Origin of the sequence: Rhodanobacter sp. Root179, from assembly GCF_001428465.1 — a bacterium.
Classification (GTDB): Bacteria; Pseudomonadota; Gammaproteobacteria; order Xanthomonadales; family Rhodanobacteraceae; genus Rhodanobacter.
Map to the genome: position 1 here is coordinate 1 of NZ_LMHR01000042.1, position 17,899 is coordinate 17,899.

Consider the following 17,899-nt stretch of genomic DNA (forward strand, 5'->3'; position numbering starts at 1 on the left):
TTCGCCATTCGCGAAGGCGGCCGCACCGTCGGCGCCGGCGTGGTGGCCAAGGTCATCAAGTAAGAAAAAGCGGGGAACGGGGAACGGAGCGAGCCAAAGCCGCGTTCCCCGTTCCCCGGCACCTGTAAGCCAGTAACCCGATCGGCAAGGCGGTGATCTCCGGATCGCGCTACACCCCCTTCACTTGTCGAAGTTTTGTCGGTATACTTGGCAGCTCACTCGTCAGCCAGACATGTTTTGGCTGACCTACCGCGAAATGAGACACAGGATGTGTTTCGAGTTCGCTGGCCGTGGATCGGCCCTCGCAAGTCGACGTGATGACAGGGCAAATCCTGTCGACACGTCATTTTGCGCGAGATTCGGATTGTGCCAGGCGAGCGTTCCGTTGCTCGCCTGGCGTTTTTCAGAGGGGTCATGCAGTTCACCGCGCGACGCCGATGCAGTGGCAAAAGGTAGTGCGGGGCGGTGAGAAGCCGCTTCGTTTCACATTACGTTCTTTAGACAACAGGACACGGTTATGGCGAACCAGAAGATTCGGATTCGGCTGAAAGCGTACGATCATCGACTGATCGACCGCTCCGCCAGCGAGATCGTCGAGACGGCAAAGCGCACGGGTGCCACGGTACTCGGCCCGATTCCGCTTCCGACCAAGATCGAGCGTTACACCATTCTGACGTCGCCGCACGTCGACAAGGATGCACGCGACCAGTACGAGACCCGTACCCACAAGCGTGTGCTCGACATCGTCGACCCGAACGACAAGACCGTGGACGCGCTCATGAAGCTTGATCTCGCCGCTGGCGTCGATGTTCAGATCAAGCTCGGTTGAGCGACAGACAGGATACGAATATGAGTATCGGATTGGTTGGCCGCAAATGCGGCATGAGCCGGCTCTTCACTGAAGATGGCCGCTCGATTCCGGTGACGCTGATCGAAGCGACGCCGAACCGGGTGACCCAGCTGAAGACGGACGATAACGATGGCTACAGCGCCGTCCAGGTTTCCGCGGGCAGCAAGCGCGCAAACCTCCTGACGCAGCCGCTGAAGGGTCACTACGCGAAGGCGAAGGTCGAGCCGGGTCGTGGCTTGTGGGAATTCCGCGTGTCTGCCGATGACCTCGGCAAGTACGAAGTGGGCGCCGAGATCAAGGCTGACGACGTGTTCACCGTTGGCCAGATCGTCGATGTCGCCGGCGTGTCGAAGGGCAAGGGCTTCCAGGGCACGATCAAGCGCTGGAACTTCAAGATGGGTGATGCCACCCACGGTAACTCGCTGTCGCATCGCGCGCCGGGCTCCATCGGCCAGCGCCAGACCCCGGGCCGCGTGTTCCCGGGCAAGAAGATGTCCGGCCACATGGGTGCGGTCAACCGCACGCAGCAGGGTCTGGAAGTGGTCAAGGTCGACGCCGAGCGTCATCTGATTGCGGTGAAGGGCGCGGTGCCGGGTGCAACCGGTGGCGACGTCATCATCCGCCCGACGACGAAGAGCTGAGGAGAGACGCCATGGAACTCAATGTTATTGGCGCCAAGCCGCTCAGCGTGTCGGACGAAGTGTTCGGCGGCGAGTACAAGAAGGCACTGGTCCACCAGGTCGTGATCGCCTACCAGGCGGCCGGTCGTGCAGGTACCCAGTCGCAGCTGTCGCGCGGCCAGATGTCCGGCACCACCAAGAAGTTCAAGAAGCAGAAGGGCGGTGGCGCCCGTCACGGCGACTATCGCGCTCCGATCTTTGTCGGCGGCGGTCGTGCGTTCGCGGCAAAGCCCCGCAGCTACGAGCAGAAGGTCAACCGCAAGGCCTACCGCGTCGCGATTCGCTCGATCTTCTCCGAGCTGGCCCGTCAGGGTCGCCTGAAGGTCGTCGAGAGCTTCGGCGTCGAGTCCCCGAAGACCTCGTTGATGGTTGCCAAGCTGGCCGAGCTGGAAGTTTCCGGTCGCGTGCTGCTGGTGTCCGAAGACGCCTCCGAGGCAGTGTTCCTGGCTGCCCGCAACATCCCCTACATCCATGTGCTGGATGTGATGGGTCTGAACCCGGTCAGCCTGGTCGGTTCCGACCATGTGGTGATGACGGTTGACGCCGTGAAGAAGGTCGAGGAGTGGCTGGCATGAACAACGAACGCATTCTCGACACGCTGCGCGCGCCGCACATCTCCGAGAAATCGGCGCGTCTCGCCGAACACAACCAGTACGTATTCGTGGTCGCCCCCACGGCAACCAAGGCCGATGTCCGTTCTGCCGTGGAGAAGCTGTTCGACGTCAAGGTCGAACAGGTGAACCTCGTCAACACCAAGGGCAAGGTCAAAGCCTTTCGTCAACGCGCTGGCAGCCGCCAGGGCAAGCGCAAGGCCTACGTGCGTCTTGCCGATGGCCAGACCATCGACGTCGCCGCCAAGGCCTGAGCCAGGAGTTCTGTGAGATGGCACTAATCAACCACAAGCCGACCTCGCCGGGTCGTCGCGACGCAGTCAGCGTCAAGACGGAAGGCCTGTACAAGGGCGCGCCGTACGCGGCGTTGACCGAGTCACAGTCCCGCACCGGCGGCCGCAACCACCACGGTCGCATCACCGTGCGTCATCGTGGCGGCGGTCACAAGCAGCATTACCGCATCATCGACTTCAAGCGCGACAAGGAAGGCATCGCCGCCCGCGTCGAGCGCATCGAATACGATCCGAACCGCACCGCGCACATCGCGTTGCTGTGCTACGCCGACGGCGAGCGTCGTTACATCATCGCGCCGAAGGGCGTGCAGGTGGACGATCGCCTGGTGTCCGGTCGTGACGCGCCGATCAAGGCTGGCAACTGCCTGCAGCTGCGCAACATCCCGATGGGCAGCACCATTCACTGCATCGAACTGCGTCCGGGCAAGGGCGCGCAGATCGCCCGCAGCGCCGGCGCCTCCGTGCAGCTGGTGGCCCGTGAGTCCGGCTACGCCACGTTGCGTCTTCGCTCCGGCGAGATGCGTCGCGTCTCGGTCGATTGCCGCGCCACCATCGGTGAAGTCGGCAACGGCGAGCACAGCCTGAAGAAGCTCGGCAAGGCCGGCGCCAAGCGCTGGCTGGGTATTCGCCCGACCGTTCGCGGTGTGGTGATGAACCCGGTCGACCATCCGCACGGTGGTGGTGAAGGCAAGACCTCCGGCGGTCGTCATCCGGTCAGCCCGTGGGGCACGCCGGCCAAGGGTTACAAGACCCGTAACAACAAGCGCACGCAGCAGTTCATCGTGCGTCGTCGTACCAAGTAACAGGAAGCCGACATGCCTCGCTCTTTGAAGAAAGGTCCGTTCGTCGACCTTCACCTCGTAAAGAAGGTGGAAGCTGCGGTTTCCGCCAACAACAAGCGCCCGATCAAGACCTGGTCGCGTCGCTCGATGATCCTGCCGGAAATGGTCGGCTTGACCATCGCCATCCACAACGGCCGTCAGCACGTGCCCGTCCTGATCAACGAGAACATGGTCGGGCACAAGCTCGGCGAGTTCGCGGTGACCCGCACGTTCAAAGGCCATGTCGGCGACAAGAAGGGCAAGTGATGAGCACTGAAGCCAAAGCGATCCTGCGCGGCGCCCGCATTTCGGCGCAAAAGGCACGCCTGGTGGCTGATCTCGTCCGCGGGCTTCCCGTGGGCCGGGCCAGCGACGTGCTCACCTATACCAACAAGAAGGCCGCACACCTTGTCCGCAAGGTGCTGCTGTCGGCCGTCGCCAACGCCGAGAACAATCTCGGCGCCGACGTCGACGAGCTGAAAGTGGCCAGCATCTTCGTCGACGAAGGTCCGGCGATGAAGCGCATGTATGCCCGCGCCAAAGGCCGCGGTTCGCGCATTCTCAAGCGCACCAGCCACATCACTGTGGTTGTTGGTAACTGACCGGGGACATAGACGATGGGTCATAAAGTTCATCCCACCGGTATCCGCCTCGGCATTGCCAAGGACTGGAACTCGAAGTGGTACGCCAACAAGGGCGATTACGCGAAGTATCTCGTGGCCGACATCAAGGTCCGCGACATGCTGAAGAAGAAGCTGGCTGCCGCCGGCATCTCGAAGATCCAGATCGAGCGTCCGGCCAAGACCGCACGCGTGACGATCCACACCGCCCGTCCGGGCGTGGTGATCGGCAAGAAGGGCGAGGATATCGAGAAGCTGCGCAAGGAAGTCAGCGACATGATGGGCGTTCCGACGCACATCAACGTCAATGAAGTGCGCAAGCCCGAGCTGGACGCGCAGCTGGTTGCCGAGTCGATCGCGCAGCAGCTGGAGCGTCGCATCATGTTCCGCCGCGCGATGAAGCGCTCGGTCGGCAACGCGATGCGCCTGGGCGCCCTGGGCATCAAGATCAACGTTTCCGGTCGTCTGAACGGTGCCGAGATCGCCCGTTCCGAGTGGGCTCGCGAAGGTCGGGTGCCGCTGCACACGCTGCGCGCCGACATCGACTACGGCACGGCCGAGGCGAAAACCACCTACGGCATCATCGGCATCAAGGTCTGGGTCTACAAGGGCGAGATCTTCGATCTGGCCGCTGCCAGCCAGGAGTCGAAGGACGAGCCGTCGCAGCCGCGCCGCGAAGGTGGCGAAGGTCGTCGTAACGATTCGCGTCGCGAGGCCGGTGACGGCCGCCGCGAGCGGTCTGCGAAGTAAGGAGAGTTGCCATGTTGCAACCTAAGCGAACCAAATACCGCAAGCAGTTCAAGGGCCGCAACGACGGTCTGGCTCAGTGCTCCAACCTCGTCAGCTTTGGCGAGTACGGCCTGAAGGCGACGACCCACGGTGCGCTCACCGCGCGCCAGATCGAAGCCGCCCGTCGTTGCATCACCCGCTTCGTCAAGCGTGGCGGCAAGTTGTGGATCCGTGTGTTCCCCGACAAGCCGATCACCAAGAAGCCCATCGAAGTCCGCATGGGCGCCGGCAAGGGCAGCGTCGAGTTCTGGGTCGCTCCGATCCAGCCTGGTCGCATGCTTTACGAGATCGAGGGCGTCGACGAGACGACGGCACGCGAGGCGTTCCGCCTGGCCGCCGCCAAGCTCTCGGTGCAGACCCAGTTTGTGACCCGGGCGGTGATGTGATGGCCAGCAAAGATATCAACAACCAGTCGGCCGACGAGCTGAAGCAGCATCTGTTGGACCTGCGCAAGGAGCAGTTCAATCTGCGCATGCAGAAGGGTTCCGGCCAGCTTACCCAGCCGCACCAGCTGCGCCGCGTTCGGCGCGACATCGCCCGCACGAAGTTCGTGCTCGGCAGCAAGAAGTAAGGGACGGCCGACATGAGCGACAACCAGATTCAATCTGACAAGAAGCAGACGCGTACCCTCGAAGGTCGCGTCACCAGCAACAAGATGGACAAGACGGTTACCGTCCTGGTCGAGCGTCAGGAGCAGCATTGGCTGCTCGGCAAGATCATCCGCCGGTCGACCAAGCTGCATGCGCAGGACGACCTGGGTGCGAACGAGGGTGACCTCGTGCGTATCGCCGAGTGCCGTCCATTGTCCAAGACCAAACATCACCGCGTGGTCGAGATCATCACGCGCGCCAACGTCTAAGGGAGGGTGCAGACATGATCCAGATGCAAAGCACGCTTTCCGCAGCGGACAACAGCGGCGCGAAGGAATTGATGTGCATCAAGGTGCTCGGCGGCTCCAAGCGTCGTTACGCCGCGATCGGTGACGTCATCAAGGTCACCGTGAAGGATGCGATTCCCCGCGGCAAGGTCAAGAAGGGCGAGGTGTACAATGCCGTGGTGGTTCGCACCGCCAAGGGTGTCCGCCGTCCCGATGGTTCGCTGATCCGTTTCGACGGCAATGCAGCGGTCCTCCTCAACAACAAGCTCGAGCCGATCGGCACCCGTATTTTCGGGCCGGTCACCCGCGAGCTGCGCAGCGAGAAGTTCATGAAGATCGTCTCGCTTGCGCCCGAAGTGCTCTGAGCGGAGTCAAGATATGAACCGTATCCGCAAGGGTGATCAGGTCCTCGTGATCACCGGCAAGAACAAGGGTCAGCGCGGCGACGTGCTGCGTGTTGCAGGCGAGCGTGTATTCGTCTCCAACGTGAACCTGGTCAAGCGCCACACCAAGCCGAATCCGCAGGCCAATCAGGCCGGTGGCATCGTCGAGCGTGAGGCCTCGATCCATCTCTCCAATGTGCAGCTGTTCAACCCCGCCACGAACAAGGGTGAACGCGTCGGCACCAAAACGCTCGAAGATGGGCGCAAGGTCCGCGTGTTCCGTTCGAATGGCGAGGTCGTGGACGCGTAAGGAATCACGATCATGACCCGCCTCGAAAATTTCTACAAAGAGAAGGTAGTCGCCAAGCTCACCGAGCAGTTCGGCTACCAGAACGTGATGCAGGTTCCCCGCATCACCAAGATCACGCTGAACATGGGCGTGGGTGAAGCTGCCGGCAACAAGAAGATCCTGGAGAACGCCGTGGCCGACATGGCCAAGCTCTCGGGTCAGAAGCCGATCACGACCAAGGCCCGCGTTTCGGTGGCCTCGTTCAAGATCCGCGACGGCTGGCCGATCGGCTGCAAGGTCACCTTGCGTCGCGCCCAGATGTGGGAGTTCATGGATCGCCTGATCAACATCTCGCTGCCGCGCGTGCGCGACTTCCGTGGTGTCTCGGCGAAGGCCTTCGACGGCCGTGGCAACTACAACTTCGGCATCAAGGAACAGATCATCTTCCCTGAGATCGACTTCGACCAGGTTGACGCGCTGCGCGGCATGGATATCTCCATCGCCACCACCGCCAAGACCGACGAAGAGGCGAAAGCCCTGCTGGCAGCGTTCAGCTTCCCGTTCCGCAACTGATAGGCGTTATCCATGGCCAAGACATCAATGGTGAACCGCGATATCAAGCGGACCAAACTCGTCGAGAAGTTCGCCGCCAAGCGCGCCGAGCTGAAGGCGATCGTGCTGAGCCCCAAGGCCTCCTACGAGGAGAAGATGGAAGCTCAGACCAAGCTGCAGAAGCTGCCGCGCGATGCGAGTCCGGTGCGCCAGCGTACCCGTTGCGCGCTGACCGGTCGTCCGCGTGCGGTCTATGCGAAGTTCGGCCTGGGCCGCAACAAGCTGCGTGAAGCGACCATGCGCGGCGACGTGCCGGGTCTGCGCAAGGCCAGCTGGTAACCCAACAACGTTCCGCACTGGCGGGCGGGCAGATTGCCCGCCTCGTCGTGGTCGGCCGCAACGGTTGTTGCGGCTGCCGGATGCGACTACCGCATCGCTATTCGCCAAAACCTGAAATTGCTGTTATAGTCGGCGGTCTGCGCAACGCAGGCTGGCGTCTTGCCAGCTCACAATCTGATTGATTTCCGGTTTTATCGGATATCGGTGCACTCTGAAGGATGTTTTCATGAGCATGACTGATCCCATCGCCGATCTGTTCACGCGCGTCCGCAATGCCCAGGCCATGGGCAAGCCGACCGTGCGTATGCCGTCGTCGAAACTGAAGGTGGCGATCGCCGACCTTCTCAAGAACGAGGGCTACATCCTCGACGCCAAGACTTCCGCCGAGGAAGGCAAGCCGGTGCTCGAGATCAAGCTCAAGTATTTCGAGGGCCAGCCGGCCATCGAGCGCATTTCCCGTGTCAGCCGTTCCGGCCTGCGTGTATACCGCGGCAAGGACGAGCTGCCGAAGGTCCTCGGTGGCCTGGGTATCTCGATCATCTCGACTTCCGCTGGTCTGTTGACCGATGCGCAGGCCCGTGCCAAGGGTCTGGGCGGCGAAGTCATCGGCCAAGTGGCATAAGGAGTCCTTCGATGTCACGTGTTGCCAAACAACCCATTTCCCTGCCGAAGGGCGTCGAGCTGACCGTCGGCAACGACCAGATCTCGGTGAAAGGCCCGAAGGGCACCCTGTCCGTGCATCACCTGCCGGGCGTCACCGTTGCAGTCGAAAACGGTGTGGCGAACATCAGCCTGGACGAGGGCGCCGACGACAAGTTCGGCGGTACCGCTCGTGCGCTGCTGGCCAACATGGTCACCGGTGTGTCCACCGGCTACGAGCGCAAGCTCGAGCTGGTCGGCGTCGGCTATCGCGTTTCCATGGCCGGCAAGTCGCTGAACCTGAGCCTGGGCTTCTCGCACCCGGTGGTCTTCGAGGCGCCGGAAGGCATCAGCATCGAAACCCCGACGCAGACCGAAGTCCTTATCAAGGGCGCGGACAAGCAGGTGGTGGGCCAAGTTGCTGCCAAGATTCGCGGTTTCCGTCCGCCGGAACCCTACAAGGGCAAGGGCGTGCGCTACTCCGGCGAGAAGATCACCCTGAAGGAAGCCAAGAAGGCATAAAGGCGCTGTCCCTGCGCGAAGACCGGCCATCCATGGCTGGACTCTTCACCAAGAGCAGTTACCAGCCATTTGCCGATCCGCTTTCGAGGAACTGAGAAATGAACAAGAACGAAAATCGCCTGCGCCGCGCCAAGTCCACGCGTTCGCACATCCGCAAGCTGGCCGTCGCCCGCCTGTCGGTGCATCGCACGGGCCAGCACATTTACGCCCAGGTGTTCGACGCCTCCGGCACGAACGTGGTGGCTGCCGCTTCCACCGTGCAGAAGTCGGTCTCCGAGGGGCTCAGGGGCACCAAGAATCTCACCGCCGCCGCGGCAGTGGGCAAGGCCGTCGCTGAGCGCGCCATGGCAGCGGGCATCGAGTCGGTCGCCTTCGACCGTTCGGGCTTCCGCTACCACGGTCGCATCAAGGCGCTGGCCGAAGCCGCCCGTGAGGCCGGTCTGAAGTTCTGAGTAGCACCGGGTCGGGTCATCCCGATTTCCACTGCGTCACCTACAACTCCAAGCGGCTCAGCCGCAAGCAAAGTCCCGGTATTCCGGGCACATGGAAAAGAACATGTCTTCTACCGATCGCGAAAATTCCGACGGCCTGCTGGAAAAGTTGATTGCCGTCAACCGTGTGGCCAAGACCGTCAAGGGCGGCCGCCAGATGAGCTTCACCGCACTGACTGTCGTCGGTGACGGCGAGGGCAAGGTGGGTTTTGGTTATGGCAAGGCGCGTGAAGTGCCGGTGGCCATTTCCAAGGCCATGGAGCGCGCCCGTCGCCAGATGGTCGACATCGAGCTGAACAACGGTACGTTGTGGTATGCCGTCAAGGCGAATCACGGCGCGGCCCGCGTCTACATGCAGCCGGCCTCCGAAGGTACCGGCGTGATCGCCGGCGGCGCCATGCGTGCCGTGCTGGAAGTGGTCGGCGTGAAGAACGTGCTGGCCAAGGCCGTGGGTTCGCGCAACCCGATCAACCTGGTGCGCGCGACCATCAAGGGCCTGCAGGCGGTCGCCTCGCCCAAGAAGATCGCCGCCAAGCGTGGCAAGACCCTGGATGAGGTGTTGGGTAATGGCTAAGAAGAACGAAACCGCCGCCGCCACGGTGCGCGTGCGCCTGGTCAAGGGCCTGCGCGGCGTGCAGGCTCGTCATCGCCTCAGCGTCAAGGCGCTGGGCCTGGGCAAGCTCAATGACGTCCGCGAGTTGAAGGACAGTCCGCAGGTTCGTGGCCTGATCAACACGGTCTACTACCTGGTCCGGGTCGAGGAGTAATCATCATGCGTTTGAATGACATCAAGCCGGCCGCCGGTTCCCGCAAGTCGCGTCTGCGCGTCGCTCGCGGTATCGGTTCGGGCATGGGCAAGACCGCCGGTCGCGGTCACAAGGGTCAGCATGCCCGCGCGGGCGGCACCCACAAGTTCGGTTTCGAAGGCGGCCAGATGCCGCTGAACCGCCGGATGCCGAAGATCGGTTTCCGTTCCAAGAAGCTGGTCGCGAGCCAGGAAGTGTTCCTGTACCAGCTGGCCAACCTCAAGGCTGACGTGATCGACGTCGTCGTGCTGCATCAGGCTGGCCTGATCAACAGCCGCGCGAAGCGGGTCAAGGTCGTCCTCAAGGGTGAAATCGGTCGCGCGGTGAAGTTGTCTGGTCTGCTGGCTACCGCCGGCGCCAAGGCAGCCATCGAGGCGGCCGGCGGCAGCGTGGAGTAAGGCCGGTGGCAGCAGCCAAGGGCAACGCACTCGGCAAGCTCGGCAAACTCACGGAGCTTCGCCAGCGCATCTTCTTCGTGATTGGTGCGCTGGTGGTGTTCCGGCTCGGTTCGTTCATTCCGGTTCCCGGCGTCAACCCCGAGGCGATGACCAGCCTGGTCAGCGGCAACGGCCTGATGGACATGTTCAACATGTTCTCGGGTGGTGCGCTGGCGCGGTTCTCGGTGTTTGCGCTGGGCGTGATCCCGTACATCTCGGCATCCATCGTGTTCCAGATGATGGGAGCGGTCGTGCCAAGCCTGCAGGCCTTGCGCAAGGAAGGCGAGTCCGGCAAGCGCAAGATGACCATGTACACGCGCTATGCGACGGTGGCGCTGGCGGCTTTCCAGTCGTTCGGCATCGCGGTGGCATTGCAGGGTCAGGTCGCGGCGGGCGGTGCTCCGGTCGTCTATACGCCTGGCTTCGGTTTCGTCCTGTCGTCGGTGGTGGGTCTGACCGCCGGCACGATGTTCCTGATGTGGCTGGGCGAGCAGATGACCGAGCGCGGTGTCGGCAACGGCATTTCGCTGCTGATCTTCGCCGGCATCGTGGCCGGTCTGCCAGGGGCGGTGGTGCATACCCTGGGCATGGCCAGCAACGGCGAGCTGTCGCTGATCAAGCTGTTGATGGTGTTCGGCCTGGCGCTGGCGGTGACTGCCTTCGTGGTGTTCATGGAGCGGGCGCAGCGGCGGATCACGGTGAACTACGCACGGCGGTCCGGTGGGCAGAAGGCCTACATGAACCAGAGCTCGAACCTGCCGCTGAAGATCAACATGTCGGGCGTGATCCCGCCGATCTTCGCCTCGAGTCTGCTGATGTTCCCGGCGACCGCGGTGAGCTGGTTCAGCACCGGTCAGCAGTCGCGCTGGGTGCAGGATCTGGTGCAGGCGCTGAGCCCTGGCAATCCGCTGTACGAAATCGTGTTTTCGGTACTGGTGATCGGTTTTGCGTTCTTCTACACCGCGATCGTTTTCAACGCGGACGAGACCGCCGACAACCTCAAGCGGTCGGGTGCCCTGATTCCGGGTATCCGCCCGGGCAAGGGAACGGCCAACTACATTGATGCGGTGATGACTCGTCTGACCGGTGTCGGTGCGTTGTATCTGGTACTGGTATGTCTGGTGCCGTCGTTCATGCAGAGCGCCTGGCATGTTCCGTTCTATTTCGGTGGCACGTCGCTGCTGATCGTGGTGGTGGTGGTGATGGACTTTACCTCTCAGGTGCAGGCGCACCTGGTCAGTCACCAGTACGAAAGTCTGCTCAAGAAGGCCAATCTTCGTCGCAACTAGTGGCTGCTGGTGTGGACGCGGTTTTGGTCAAAGGTAGGAAGCTGGCGGCGCCTCGGTGCCGCAGGGCTTTCCAGTCAGGGTAATTCAGGTTAAAATTGCGCGTTTACCGCGCACGAAACGCATCGGAGAAAGTACATCATGGCGCGCATCGCGGGTGTCAATTTGCCGGTCCAGAAGCATGTCTGGGTTGGTCTGCAGAGCATTTACGGTATCGGCCGCAGCCGAGCCAAACAGGTCTGCGTGGATGCTGGCGTGGTTCCGACCACCCAGATCAAGTCCCTCAGTGAAGGCGAGGTGGAGAAGATCCGCCACGAGATCGCCAAGTACACCGTCGAGGGCGATCTTCGCCGCGAGGTGGGCATGGCCATCAAGCGTCTGATGGACCTGGGTTGCTACCGTGGCTTGCGCCACCGTCGTGGCCTGCCGGTGCGCGGTCAGCGCACGCGTACCAACGCACGTACCCGCAAGGGTCCGCGTCGCGCGATCAAGAAGTAATTGAACAGTGCGATCATTCCTGATCGCGACGATCAAAAAGCGGCCTTGCATGGTCGCACTGATTACTAAGAGCCTCAAAAATTATGGCTAAGCCGGTTAAAACCAAGAAGAAGATCAAGCGCGTTGTCACGGATGCCGTGGCCCACGTGCAGGCCTCCTTCAACAACACCATCGTCACCATCACCGATCGCCAGGGCAATGCCTTGTCGTGGGCTACTGCCGGCGGCGCCGGTTTCCGTGGCTCGCGCAAGTCGACCCCGTTCGCAGCGCAGGTTGCCGCCGAGAAGGCTGGCCGCGCTGCCGGCGACTACGGCGTGAAGACGGTGGAAGTGCGCATCAAGGGCCCCGGCCCGGGCCGCGAGTCGGCGGTGCGTTCGCTGAACGCGTTGGGCTACAAGGTGCTCAACATCATCGACGTCACGCCGATTCCGCACAACGGCTGCCGTCCCCCCAAGAAGCGTCGAGTCTAAGGAGTAACCCATGGCCCGTTATCGTGGAGCTACCTGCAAACTCGCCCGTCGCGAGGGAGCGGATCTCAGTCTGAAGAGCCCGGCGCGCGCGCTGGATTCCAAGTGCAAGCTGGAAAACAAGCCCGGCCAGCATGGCGCGAACAAGCGCATGCGCATGTCCGACTATGCCGTGCAGCTGCGTGAGAAGCAGAAGGTCAAACGCATCTACGGCGTGCTTGAGCGCCAGTTCAGCAACTACTACACCAAGGCGTCGACGACCAAGGGCAACACCGGTGAAAACCTGTTGCGCCTGCTCGAGAGCCGCCTGGACAACGTCGTCTACCGCATGGGCTTCGCGGTCACCCGCGCCCAGGCCCGCCAGCTGGTTGCCCACAAGGCGATCCTGGTCAACGGCAAGAAGGTGAACATTCCTTCCTACCAGGTTCGTCCCGGCGACGCGATCGCGCTGACCGAGAAGGGTCGCACGCAGCTGCGTGTACAGGAAGCCGCGACCGTGTTCGACACCATGGATCTGCGTCCGATCTGGGTCGAAGTCGACGCCAAGAAGTTCGAAGGCACGTTCAAGTCGGTGCCGGATCGCGGTGATCTGCCGTCCGACATCAATGAAGCATTGATCGTCGAGCTTTACTCGAAGTAATTACCGGAGTTCTGCATGGCAGTTTCGTCAACTAGCGTGCTGCGGCCTCGTGGCCTCAGCGTCGAACAGCTCGGAGCCAACCGCGCCAAGGTGGTGGTCGAGCCGCTCGAGCGTGGCTTTGGCCATACCCTGGGCAACGCGCTGCGTCGCGTGCTGCTCTCCTCGATCCCTGGCAGCGCCATCGTCGAGGTTGAAATCGATGGCGTGCTGCACGAATACACCACCCTGGAAGGCCTGCAGGAGGACGTTATCGAAGTCCTGCTCAACCTGAAGGACGTGGCGATTCGCCAGCACACGGGTGATGAAGTCACCCTGACCCTGTCCAAGAAGGGCAAGGGCGTGGTCACGGCCGGCGACATCGTCGTCGACCACTCGGTGGAAATCATCAACCCCGAGCACGTGATCTGCCACCTGACCAAGGACATCGCGCTCAACATGCGCCTGAAGGTGCGTCGCGGCGTCGGCTACCAGCCGGCCAGCACGCGTCAGCATCCGGATGACGAGGCGCGCCCGATCGGTCGCCTGCAGCTGGATGCGTCGTTCGCGCCGGTGCTCCGCGTGGCTTACGAAGTGGACGCCGCTCGTGTCGAGCAGCGCACCAACCTCGACAAGCTGGTGCTGGACATCGAAACCAACGGCACCATCGGTGCGGAAGACGCGGTGCGCAAGGCCGCCGAGATCATCAACGACCAGCTGTCCGTGTTCGGTGACTTCTCGCGTCGCGAGAGCGCCACCGACAAGGCCGAGAAGAGCGGTTTCGATCCGCTGCTGCTGCGTCCGATCGACGATCTGGAGCTGACCGTGCGTTCGGCGAACTGCCTGAAGGCCGAGAGCATCTACTACATCGGCGACCTGGTGCAGAAGACCGAGGTCGAGTTGCTGAAGACGCCGAACCTGGGCAAGAAGTCGCTGACGGAAATCAAGGACGTGCTGGGCGGGCGTGGTCTCGCGCTGGGCATGAAGCTCGAGAACTGGCCGCCGCCGGGTCTGTCGCACGGCATGCAGTTGGGTTGATCGTCGAGTCGCGATCATTCGTGATCGCGAACGATGCCGGTGCACTGGCGAGGTCGAGTTTCGGCTCTCTCGCCAGACACCACCAGCGGCCGTCATGGTCGCGTTGTTTTTTTGGCGATCCCGTTTGATCGCCGGTCGTTGCGCTTGGCGAGCACGGTTCTGCCTGCTCCGCCGGTCGCCAGAGACGGTCGTCCATGACGACCGTGCTTTCGAACAAGAGCCCGGTTCAAAAAGGCTCCTCATAGCGGGTAACCGCGGGAATCCGGACATGCGTGCCGGCTTTTCATAACAACAGACCTTCAAGAGTATCCAGTCATGCGCCATCAAAAATCCGGACGCAAACTCAATCGCACCAGTTCGCATCGCGAAGCGATGTTCAAGAACATGGCGTCGTCGCTGATCAAGCACGAGCTGATCCGCACCACCCTGCCCAAGGCGAAGGAACTTCGTCGCGTGGCCGAGCCGCTGATCACGCTGGGCAAGGTCGATGGCGTCGCCAATCGTCGTCTCGCTTTCTCGCGCCTGCGCGACAAGGAAGCGGTCGGCAAGCTGTTTGTCGAGCTGGGACCGCGCTACAAGGAGCGTCCCGGTGGTTACCTGCGCATCCTCAAGTGCGGCTTCCGCGCCGGCGACAACGCGCCGATGGCGTATGTCGAGCTGGTCGGCCGTCCTCAGGTCGAGGCCGTCGACGCCGAGTAAGTCGCCTCGGCTGAGCAGCCGTGGCATGCAAAGTGAAAACCCGGCCGGGCAACCCGCCGGGTTTTTTTGTGCGATACGGCCGGGCGCGGGATCGCGCTTTTCCGCCAAATGCCGGGATGGGCTGACAGCGCCCCGGCGAACCGGTAATGTCACGGGTTCCGCAACGCAACAATCCGTCATGAATCCATTCCGCTGGTCGTATCGCGTCACTTTCTTCGTCGGCTTCCTGGTCTGCGCGGCGCTGCTGGCGTTCGCCCTGTACGCCGAGTACGGGCTGGGCATGACGCCGTGCCCGTTGTGCATCTTCCAGCGCATCGCCTTCCTGATGATGGCCTTGTTCTTCCTGCTGGGCGCCATCCACGCGCCGAAGGGCAGGGGGCGCTGGGTGTATACGGGACTGGTGCTGGCGGGCGCCGTGGGCGGCATCGTCACCGCCGGCCGCCATCTGTGGCTGCAGAGCCTGCCTGCCGACCAGGTGCCTTCCTGCGGCCCCGGCCTGGGTTACATGCTGGACGCGTTCCCGTTCGCGAAGATGCTGAAGCTGGTGTTCACCGGTTCCGGCGAGTGCGCCAAGGTGGAACCGATCCTGGGCTTGCCGATGCCGGCCTGGACCCTGTTGTGGTTCGCGTTGCTGGCCGTGTTGGCGGTCGTCGCCACCCGTCGGGTGACGTCGTCCAGGTGAATGCTCTTGTCGCCGCCGAAGGCCATGCCATGAATCCCGTCGTGTCTGATGTCCACATCCCGGATCACTGGGCCCCCGATTCCTGGCAGCGGCGCGTGGCCCTGCAGCAGCCGCAGTACGACGACGCGGCCGAGCTGGCCGCTGCCGGCGCCCACCTCGCGCAGTTGCCGCCGCTGGTCACCTCGTGGGAGGTGCTGGCGCTGAAGCAGTCGCTGGCCGAGGCGCAGGAAGGCCAACGCTTCCTGCTGCAGGGCGGTGATTGCGCGGAGAGCTTCGCCGACTGCACCAGTCCGGTGATCTCGAACCGGCTGAAAGTGCTGCTGCAGATGAGCCTGGTGCTGGTGCACGGCTTGAAGAAACCGGTGTTGCGCGTGGGTCGCTTTGCCGGCCAGTACGCCAAGCCGCGTTCGACCGACATGGAAACCCGCGACGGCGTGAGCCTGCCGAGTTTCCGCGGCGACGTGGTCAACGGTCCGGAATTCACCGTCGCGGCGCGTCGGCCTGATCCGCAGCGACTGATCACGGCGCATGCGCATTCGGCGCTGACCATGAACTTCGTGCGCGCCCTGATCGACGGCGGCTTCGCCGATCTGCACCACCCGGAATACTGGGATCTGGCCTGGGTCGAGCATTCGCCGCTGGCAGCCGAGTATCGGCAGATGGTCGCCGGCATCGGCGATTCGCTGCGCTTCATGGAGACCCTGGCCGGTCCGATCGCTGGCTTCTCCAAGGTGGATTTCTTCACCTCGCACGAGGCGCTGCTGCTGCATTACGAGCAGGCCCTGACTCGCCAGGTGCCACGCCATCCCGGGTTCTTCAACCTGTCCACCCACTTCCCGTGGATCGGCATGCGCACCGCCGCACTGGATGGCGCCCACGTGGAGTATTTCCGCGGCATCCGCAATCCGGTCGCGGTCAAGGTCGGCCCCTCGGTGACCCCGGAGCAGTTGCTGCCGCTGATCGACGCGCTGAACCCGCACGACGAGCCGGGCCGGCTGACCCTGATCCATCGTATGGGCAACGCGAAGATCGCCGCCGCGCTGCCGCCGCTGCTGGAGGCGGTGAAGCGCGAAGGTCGTCGCGTGCTGTGGGTGGCCGATCCGATGCACGGCAACACCGAGAGCACCTCGAACGGCCACAAGACCCGGCGTTTCGACAACATCCGCGGCGAGCTGGAGCAGGCCTTCGACCTCCACGCGGCGGCCGGCACCCGGCTGGGCGGCGTGCACCTGGAGCTGACCGGCGAAGATGTCACCGAATGCATGGGCGGCGCCCGCGACCTGTCCGAGAGCGACCTCGATCGCGCCTACAAGTCGATGGTCGATCCGCGTCTGAACTACGAGCAGTCGCTGGAACTGGCCATGCTGATCGTGCGCAAGTCGGCCGGCTCCTCCGCGCACGCCGGCGCTTGAGCGCCTGACAGTTGTCATGGCGCGGAACTGGCAGTCCGCACTGATCGGTGCCTGCCAAACGCGCGAATAATGCCTCCAACGAACAGCGGAGGCGCGAGCGATGAGCGAATCCACGGGCACCACACCGCGAGTCGATCCCTGGACGCTGGCCGGCCTGGCGCTGTTGCTGTTGCCGCTGCTGACCATGGCGCACGAACTGGGCGGCCACGCGCTCACCTGCGTCGCCAGCGGGCATCTGCCCAGCCAGCTCGGCGCGTACTACATCGAATGTCCCGGCACCGGTCCGTGGGCCCATCGCCTGGTGGCGATGGCCGGCACTGGCATGGACGTGGTGCTGGCCGTGCTGGCGCTGCTCGGCTGGCATCGTGCGCGGCGGCCGCTGCCGCGGCTGGTGCTGTGGATCGTGTTCACGGTGAAGGGCATGGTGGCCGCCGGTTACTGGATGTTTTCCGGCGTCTCCAACCTGGGCGACTGGGGTCCGGCTGCCGGCGGCGGCATCGGTCCGCTGTCGTGGCCCTGGCTGTGGCGCGCAGTGATGTTCGCGATCGGTCTGGCCGTCTATATCGGAGTCGTGAAACAGTCGATCCGGATGTTGCGGGCGATGCTCGGTGGCGGCGAGGTCGCCGGCCGCACCCAGTGGCACATCGCCATGGCGATCTACCTGATCGGCGGCGTGTCGGCGGTGCTGGTCAGCCTGTTCAACCCGCTGGGCATCGTAATCACCCTGATGTCGGCGGTCGCCTCGTCGTTCGGCGGCACCGCGGGCCTGTTCAACGTCGCCTACGCGAAGCCCTGCAACGAGCCGCCGCGGGGATTCGTGATCGACCGGAGCTACGCCATCTTCGTGGCAGGCGTGCTGATGACGCTGGCCTTCGCGGCGGTGCTGGGGCCGACGGTCTACCTGCGCTGAGGGGGGATCAGTCCACCGTCTCCAGCGCCTGCTCCCGTTCGCCGACATGACCTTCGTCCGGCGGCGGGAAGTGGTACCACTGCGTGTGTGGCGAGGCCCGCCGGCACAACAGGCACTGGGTCATTTCCCAGTAGTGGCCGCAGCCGGGGCAGCAGCCCGCCGTCCAGAACGTGTTCCACAAGGTGCCGCAGCCCGAGCCGGGTTCGCGCGAGGTGCAGCACCATCGGCTGTCCGCCCGCGGCTCCCAGGCACAATGCGGACAGTGGATGTGCGGTTGGCGTTCCATCGGTCG

31 protein-coding genes are annotated in these 17,899 nt (G+C 63.3%); 30 read left to right on the forward strand and 1 reads right to left on the reverse strand.

Going from position 1 to position 17,899, the window contains the following annotated elements:
* Window positions 1-517 precede the first annotated feature (517 nt).
* The 30 genes from rpsJ to ASD82_RS02445 all read left to right on the forward strand — a co-directional run bounded on the left by rpsJ (window position 518) and on the right by ASD82_RS02445 (window position 17,607).
* A complete protein-coding gene (gene rpsJ, locus ASD82_RS02300; protein ID WP_007082173.1) occupies window positions 518-829 on the forward strand; it encodes a 30S ribosomal protein S10 in 312 nt (103 codons plus the stop codon).
* 20 nt (window positions 830-849) lie between these two features.
* Window positions 850-1,491 carry a 50S ribosomal protein L3 gene (gene rplC, locus ASD82_RS02305; RefSeq protein ID WP_007808204.1) on the forward strand — a complete coding sequence of 214 codons (642 nt, stop codon included), beginning with the start codon at window positions 850-852 and terminating at the stop codon, window positions 1,489-1,491.
* Window positions 1,492-1,502: 11 nt separating this feature from the next.
* Window positions 1,503-2,105: a 50S ribosomal protein L4 gene (rplD, locus tag ASD82_RS02310; protein WP_007808203.1), complete on the forward strand. Its 603-nt coding sequence runs from the start codon at window positions 1,503-1,505 to the stop codon at window positions 2,103-2,105.
* Window positions 2,102-2,395, forward strand: a complete 294-nt coding sequence (gene rplW, locus ASD82_RS02315; protein ID WP_007808202.1) for a 50S ribosomal protein L23 — start codon at window positions 2,102-2,104, stop codon at window positions 2,393-2,395. The genes rplD and rplW overlap by 4 nt, the downstream gene beginning before the upstream one ends.
* Window positions 2,396-2,412: 17 nt before the next feature.
* Window positions 2,413-3,237 (forward strand): 50S ribosomal protein L2, encoded by an 825-nt coding sequence (rplB, locus tag ASD82_RS02320; RefSeq protein WP_007808200.1) that lies wholly within the window; start codon window positions 2,413-2,415, stop codon window positions 3,235-3,237.
* Between the two features lie 12 nt (window positions 3,238-3,249).
* Window positions 3,250-3,522: a 30S ribosomal protein S19 gene (gene rpsS / locus ASD82_RS02325; RefSeq protein WP_007082178.1), complete on the forward strand. Its 273-nt coding sequence runs from the start codon at window positions 3,250-3,252 to the stop codon at window positions 3,520-3,522.
* On the forward strand, window positions 3,522-3,857 hold the full coding sequence (gene rplV, locus ASD82_RS02330) for a 50S ribosomal protein L22 (protein WP_007513348.1): 336 nt from the start codon (window positions 3,522-3,524) through the stop codon (window positions 3,855-3,857). Before rpsS ends, rplV begins: the two co-directional genes overlap by 1 nt.
* A gap of 15 nt (window positions 3,858-3,872) precedes the next feature.
* Window positions 3,873-4,625 carry a 30S ribosomal protein S3 gene (gene rpsC / locus ASD82_RS02335; RefSeq protein ID WP_007808196.1) on the forward strand — a complete coding sequence of 251 codons (753 nt, stop codon included), beginning with the start codon at window positions 3,873-3,875 and terminating at the stop codon, window positions 4,623-4,625.
* 11 nt (window positions 4,626-4,636) lie between these two features.
* Complete coding sequence (gene rplP, locus ASD82_RS02340; RefSeq protein WP_007808195.1) at window positions 4,637-5,050, forward strand: 50S ribosomal protein L16; 414 nt, start codon at window positions 4,637-4,639, stop codon at window positions 5,048-5,050.
* Window positions 5,050-5,235, forward strand: a complete 186-nt coding sequence (gene rpmC, locus ASD82_RS02345; RefSeq protein WP_007808194.1) for a 50S ribosomal protein L29 — start codon at window positions 5,050-5,052, stop codon at window positions 5,233-5,235. The genes rplP and rpmC overlap by 1 nt, the downstream gene beginning before the upstream one ends.
* 12 nt (window positions 5,236-5,247) lie before the next feature.
* Entirely contained in the window at window positions 5,248-5,523 is a 276-nt protein-coding gene (gene rpsQ / locus ASD82_RS02350) for a 30S ribosomal protein S17 (RefSeq protein ID WP_056714870.1), read from the forward strand.
* A gap of 14 nt (window positions 5,524-5,537) precedes the next feature.
* Entirely contained in the window at window positions 5,538-5,906 is a 369-nt protein-coding gene (rplN, locus tag ASD82_RS02355; RefSeq protein ID WP_007513359.1) for a 50S ribosomal protein L14, read from the forward strand.
* Window positions 5,907-5,919: 13 nt separating this feature from the next.
* On the forward strand, window positions 5,920-6,234 hold the full coding sequence (gene rplX, locus ASD82_RS02360; protein WP_007082185.1) for a 50S ribosomal protein L24: 315 nt from the start codon (window positions 5,920-5,922) through the stop codon (window positions 6,232-6,234).
* A gap of 9 nt (window positions 6,235-6,243) precedes the next feature.
* A complete protein-coding gene (rplE, locus tag ASD82_RS02365; protein ID WP_193385070.1) occupies window positions 6,244-6,786 on the forward strand; it encodes a 50S ribosomal protein L5 in 543 nt (180 codons plus the stop codon).
* A gap of 12 nt (window positions 6,787-6,798) precedes the next feature.
* On the forward strand, window positions 6,799-7,104 hold the full coding sequence (gene rpsN, locus ASD82_RS02370) for a 30S ribosomal protein S14 (protein ID WP_007808191.1): 306 nt from the start codon (window positions 6,799-6,801) through the stop codon (window positions 7,102-7,104).
* A 226-nt stretch (window positions 7,105-7,330) separates the two neighbouring features.
* Window positions 7,331-7,726 (forward strand): 30S ribosomal protein S8, encoded by a 396-nt coding sequence (gene rpsH, locus ASD82_RS02375; RefSeq protein ID WP_007808190.1) that lies wholly within the window; start codon window positions 7,331-7,333, stop codon window positions 7,724-7,726.
* An 11-nt stretch (window positions 7,727-7,737) separates the two neighbouring features.
* A complete protein-coding gene (rplF, locus tag ASD82_RS02380) occupies window positions 7,738-8,265 on the forward strand; it encodes a 50S ribosomal protein L6 (RefSeq protein ID WP_056714873.1) in 528 nt (175 codons plus the stop codon).
* Between the two features lie 98 nt (window positions 8,266-8,363).
* Entirely contained in the window at window positions 8,364-8,717 is a 354-nt protein-coding gene (rplR, locus tag ASD82_RS02385; RefSeq protein WP_056714875.1) for a 50S ribosomal protein L18, read from the forward strand.
* A 91-nt stretch (window positions 8,718-8,808) separates the two neighbouring features.
* A complete protein-coding gene (gene rpsE, locus ASD82_RS02390; protein ID WP_193385068.1) occupies window positions 8,809-9,330 on the forward strand; it encodes a 30S ribosomal protein S5 in 522 nt (173 codons plus the stop codon).
* The gene (gene rpmD / locus ASD82_RS02395; RefSeq protein WP_007808186.1) at window positions 9,323-9,523 is read left to right on the forward strand and encodes a 50S ribosomal protein L30; all 201 of its coding nucleotides are present in this window, start codon (window positions 9,323-9,325) and stop codon (window positions 9,521-9,523) included. Before rpsE ends, rpmD begins: the two co-directional genes overlap by 8 nt.
* A gap of 5 nt (window positions 9,524-9,528) precedes the next feature.
* Complete coding sequence (gene rplO, locus ASD82_RS02400; RefSeq protein WP_007808185.1) at window positions 9,529-9,960, forward strand: 50S ribosomal protein L15; 432 nt, start codon at window positions 9,529-9,531, stop codon at window positions 9,958-9,960.
* Between the two features lie 5 nt (window positions 9,961-9,965).
* Window positions 9,966-11,288 carry a preprotein translocase subunit SecY gene (gene secY / locus ASD82_RS02405; RefSeq protein WP_056714878.1) on the forward strand — a complete coding sequence of 441 codons (1,323 nt, stop codon included), beginning with the start codon at window positions 9,966-9,968 and terminating at the stop codon, window positions 11,286-11,288.
* Between the two features lie 138 nt (window positions 11,289-11,426).
* The gene (rpsM, locus tag ASD82_RS02410; RefSeq protein ID WP_056714881.1) at window positions 11,427-11,783 is read left to right on the forward strand and encodes a 30S ribosomal protein S13; all 357 of its coding nucleotides are present in this window, start codon (window positions 11,427-11,429) and stop codon (window positions 11,781-11,783) included.
* 83 nt (window positions 11,784-11,866) lie between these two features.
* Complete coding sequence (gene rpsK / locus ASD82_RS02415; RefSeq protein ID WP_007513384.1) at window positions 11,867-12,253, forward strand: 30S ribosomal protein S11; 387 nt, start codon at window positions 11,867-11,869, stop codon at window positions 12,251-12,253.
* A gap of 10 nt (window positions 12,254-12,263) precedes the next feature.
* Window positions 12,264-12,890: a 30S ribosomal protein S4 gene (rpsD, locus tag ASD82_RS02420; RefSeq protein ID WP_007808182.1), complete on the forward strand. Its 627-nt coding sequence runs from the start codon at window positions 12,264-12,266 to the stop codon at window positions 12,888-12,890.
* 15 nt (window positions 12,891-12,905) lie between these two features.
* Window positions 12,906-13,904, forward strand: coding sequence for a DNA-directed RNA polymerase subunit alpha (gene rpoA / locus ASD82_RS02425; RefSeq protein ID WP_056714883.1), 999 nt, complete (start codon window positions 12,906-12,908; stop codon window positions 13,902-13,904).
* Between the two features lie 315 nt (window positions 13,905-14,219).
* Window positions 14,220-14,603 carry a 50S ribosomal protein L17 gene (gene rplQ, locus ASD82_RS02430; RefSeq protein ID WP_007808179.1) on the forward strand — a complete coding sequence of 128 codons (384 nt, stop codon included), beginning with the start codon at window positions 14,220-14,222 and terminating at the stop codon, window positions 14,601-14,603.
* A gap of 178 nt (window positions 14,604-14,781) precedes the next feature.
* On the forward strand, window positions 14,782-15,285 hold the full coding sequence (locus ASD82_RS02435) for a disulfide bond formation protein B (protein WP_056714887.1): 504 nt from the start codon (window positions 14,782-14,784) through the stop codon (window positions 15,283-15,285).
* A gap of 29 nt (window positions 15,286-15,314) precedes the next feature.
* Window positions 15,315-16,697 (forward strand): 3-deoxy-7-phosphoheptulonate synthase class II, encoded by a 1,383-nt coding sequence (locus tag ASD82_RS02440; protein ID WP_056714890.1) that lies wholly within the window; start codon window positions 15,315-15,317, stop codon window positions 16,695-16,697.
* A 100-nt stretch (window positions 16,698-16,797) separates the two neighbouring features.
* Window positions 16,798-17,607 carry a hypothetical protein gene (locus tag ASD82_RS02445; RefSeq protein WP_056714894.1) on the forward strand — a complete coding sequence of 270 codons (810 nt, stop codon included), beginning with the start codon at window positions 16,798-16,800 and terminating at the stop codon, window positions 17,605-17,607.
* Window positions 17,608-17,614: 7 nt separating this feature from the next.
* Here ASD82_RS02445 and ASD82_RS17280 read toward each other — a convergent pair whose 3' ends face one another.
* Complete coding sequence (locus ASD82_RS17280) at window positions 17,615-17,893, reverse strand: hypothetical protein (protein ID WP_082585218.1); 279 nt, start codon at window positions 17,891-17,893, stop codon at window positions 17,615-17,617.
* Between the last annotated feature and the right edge of the window lie 6 nt (window positions 17,894-17,899).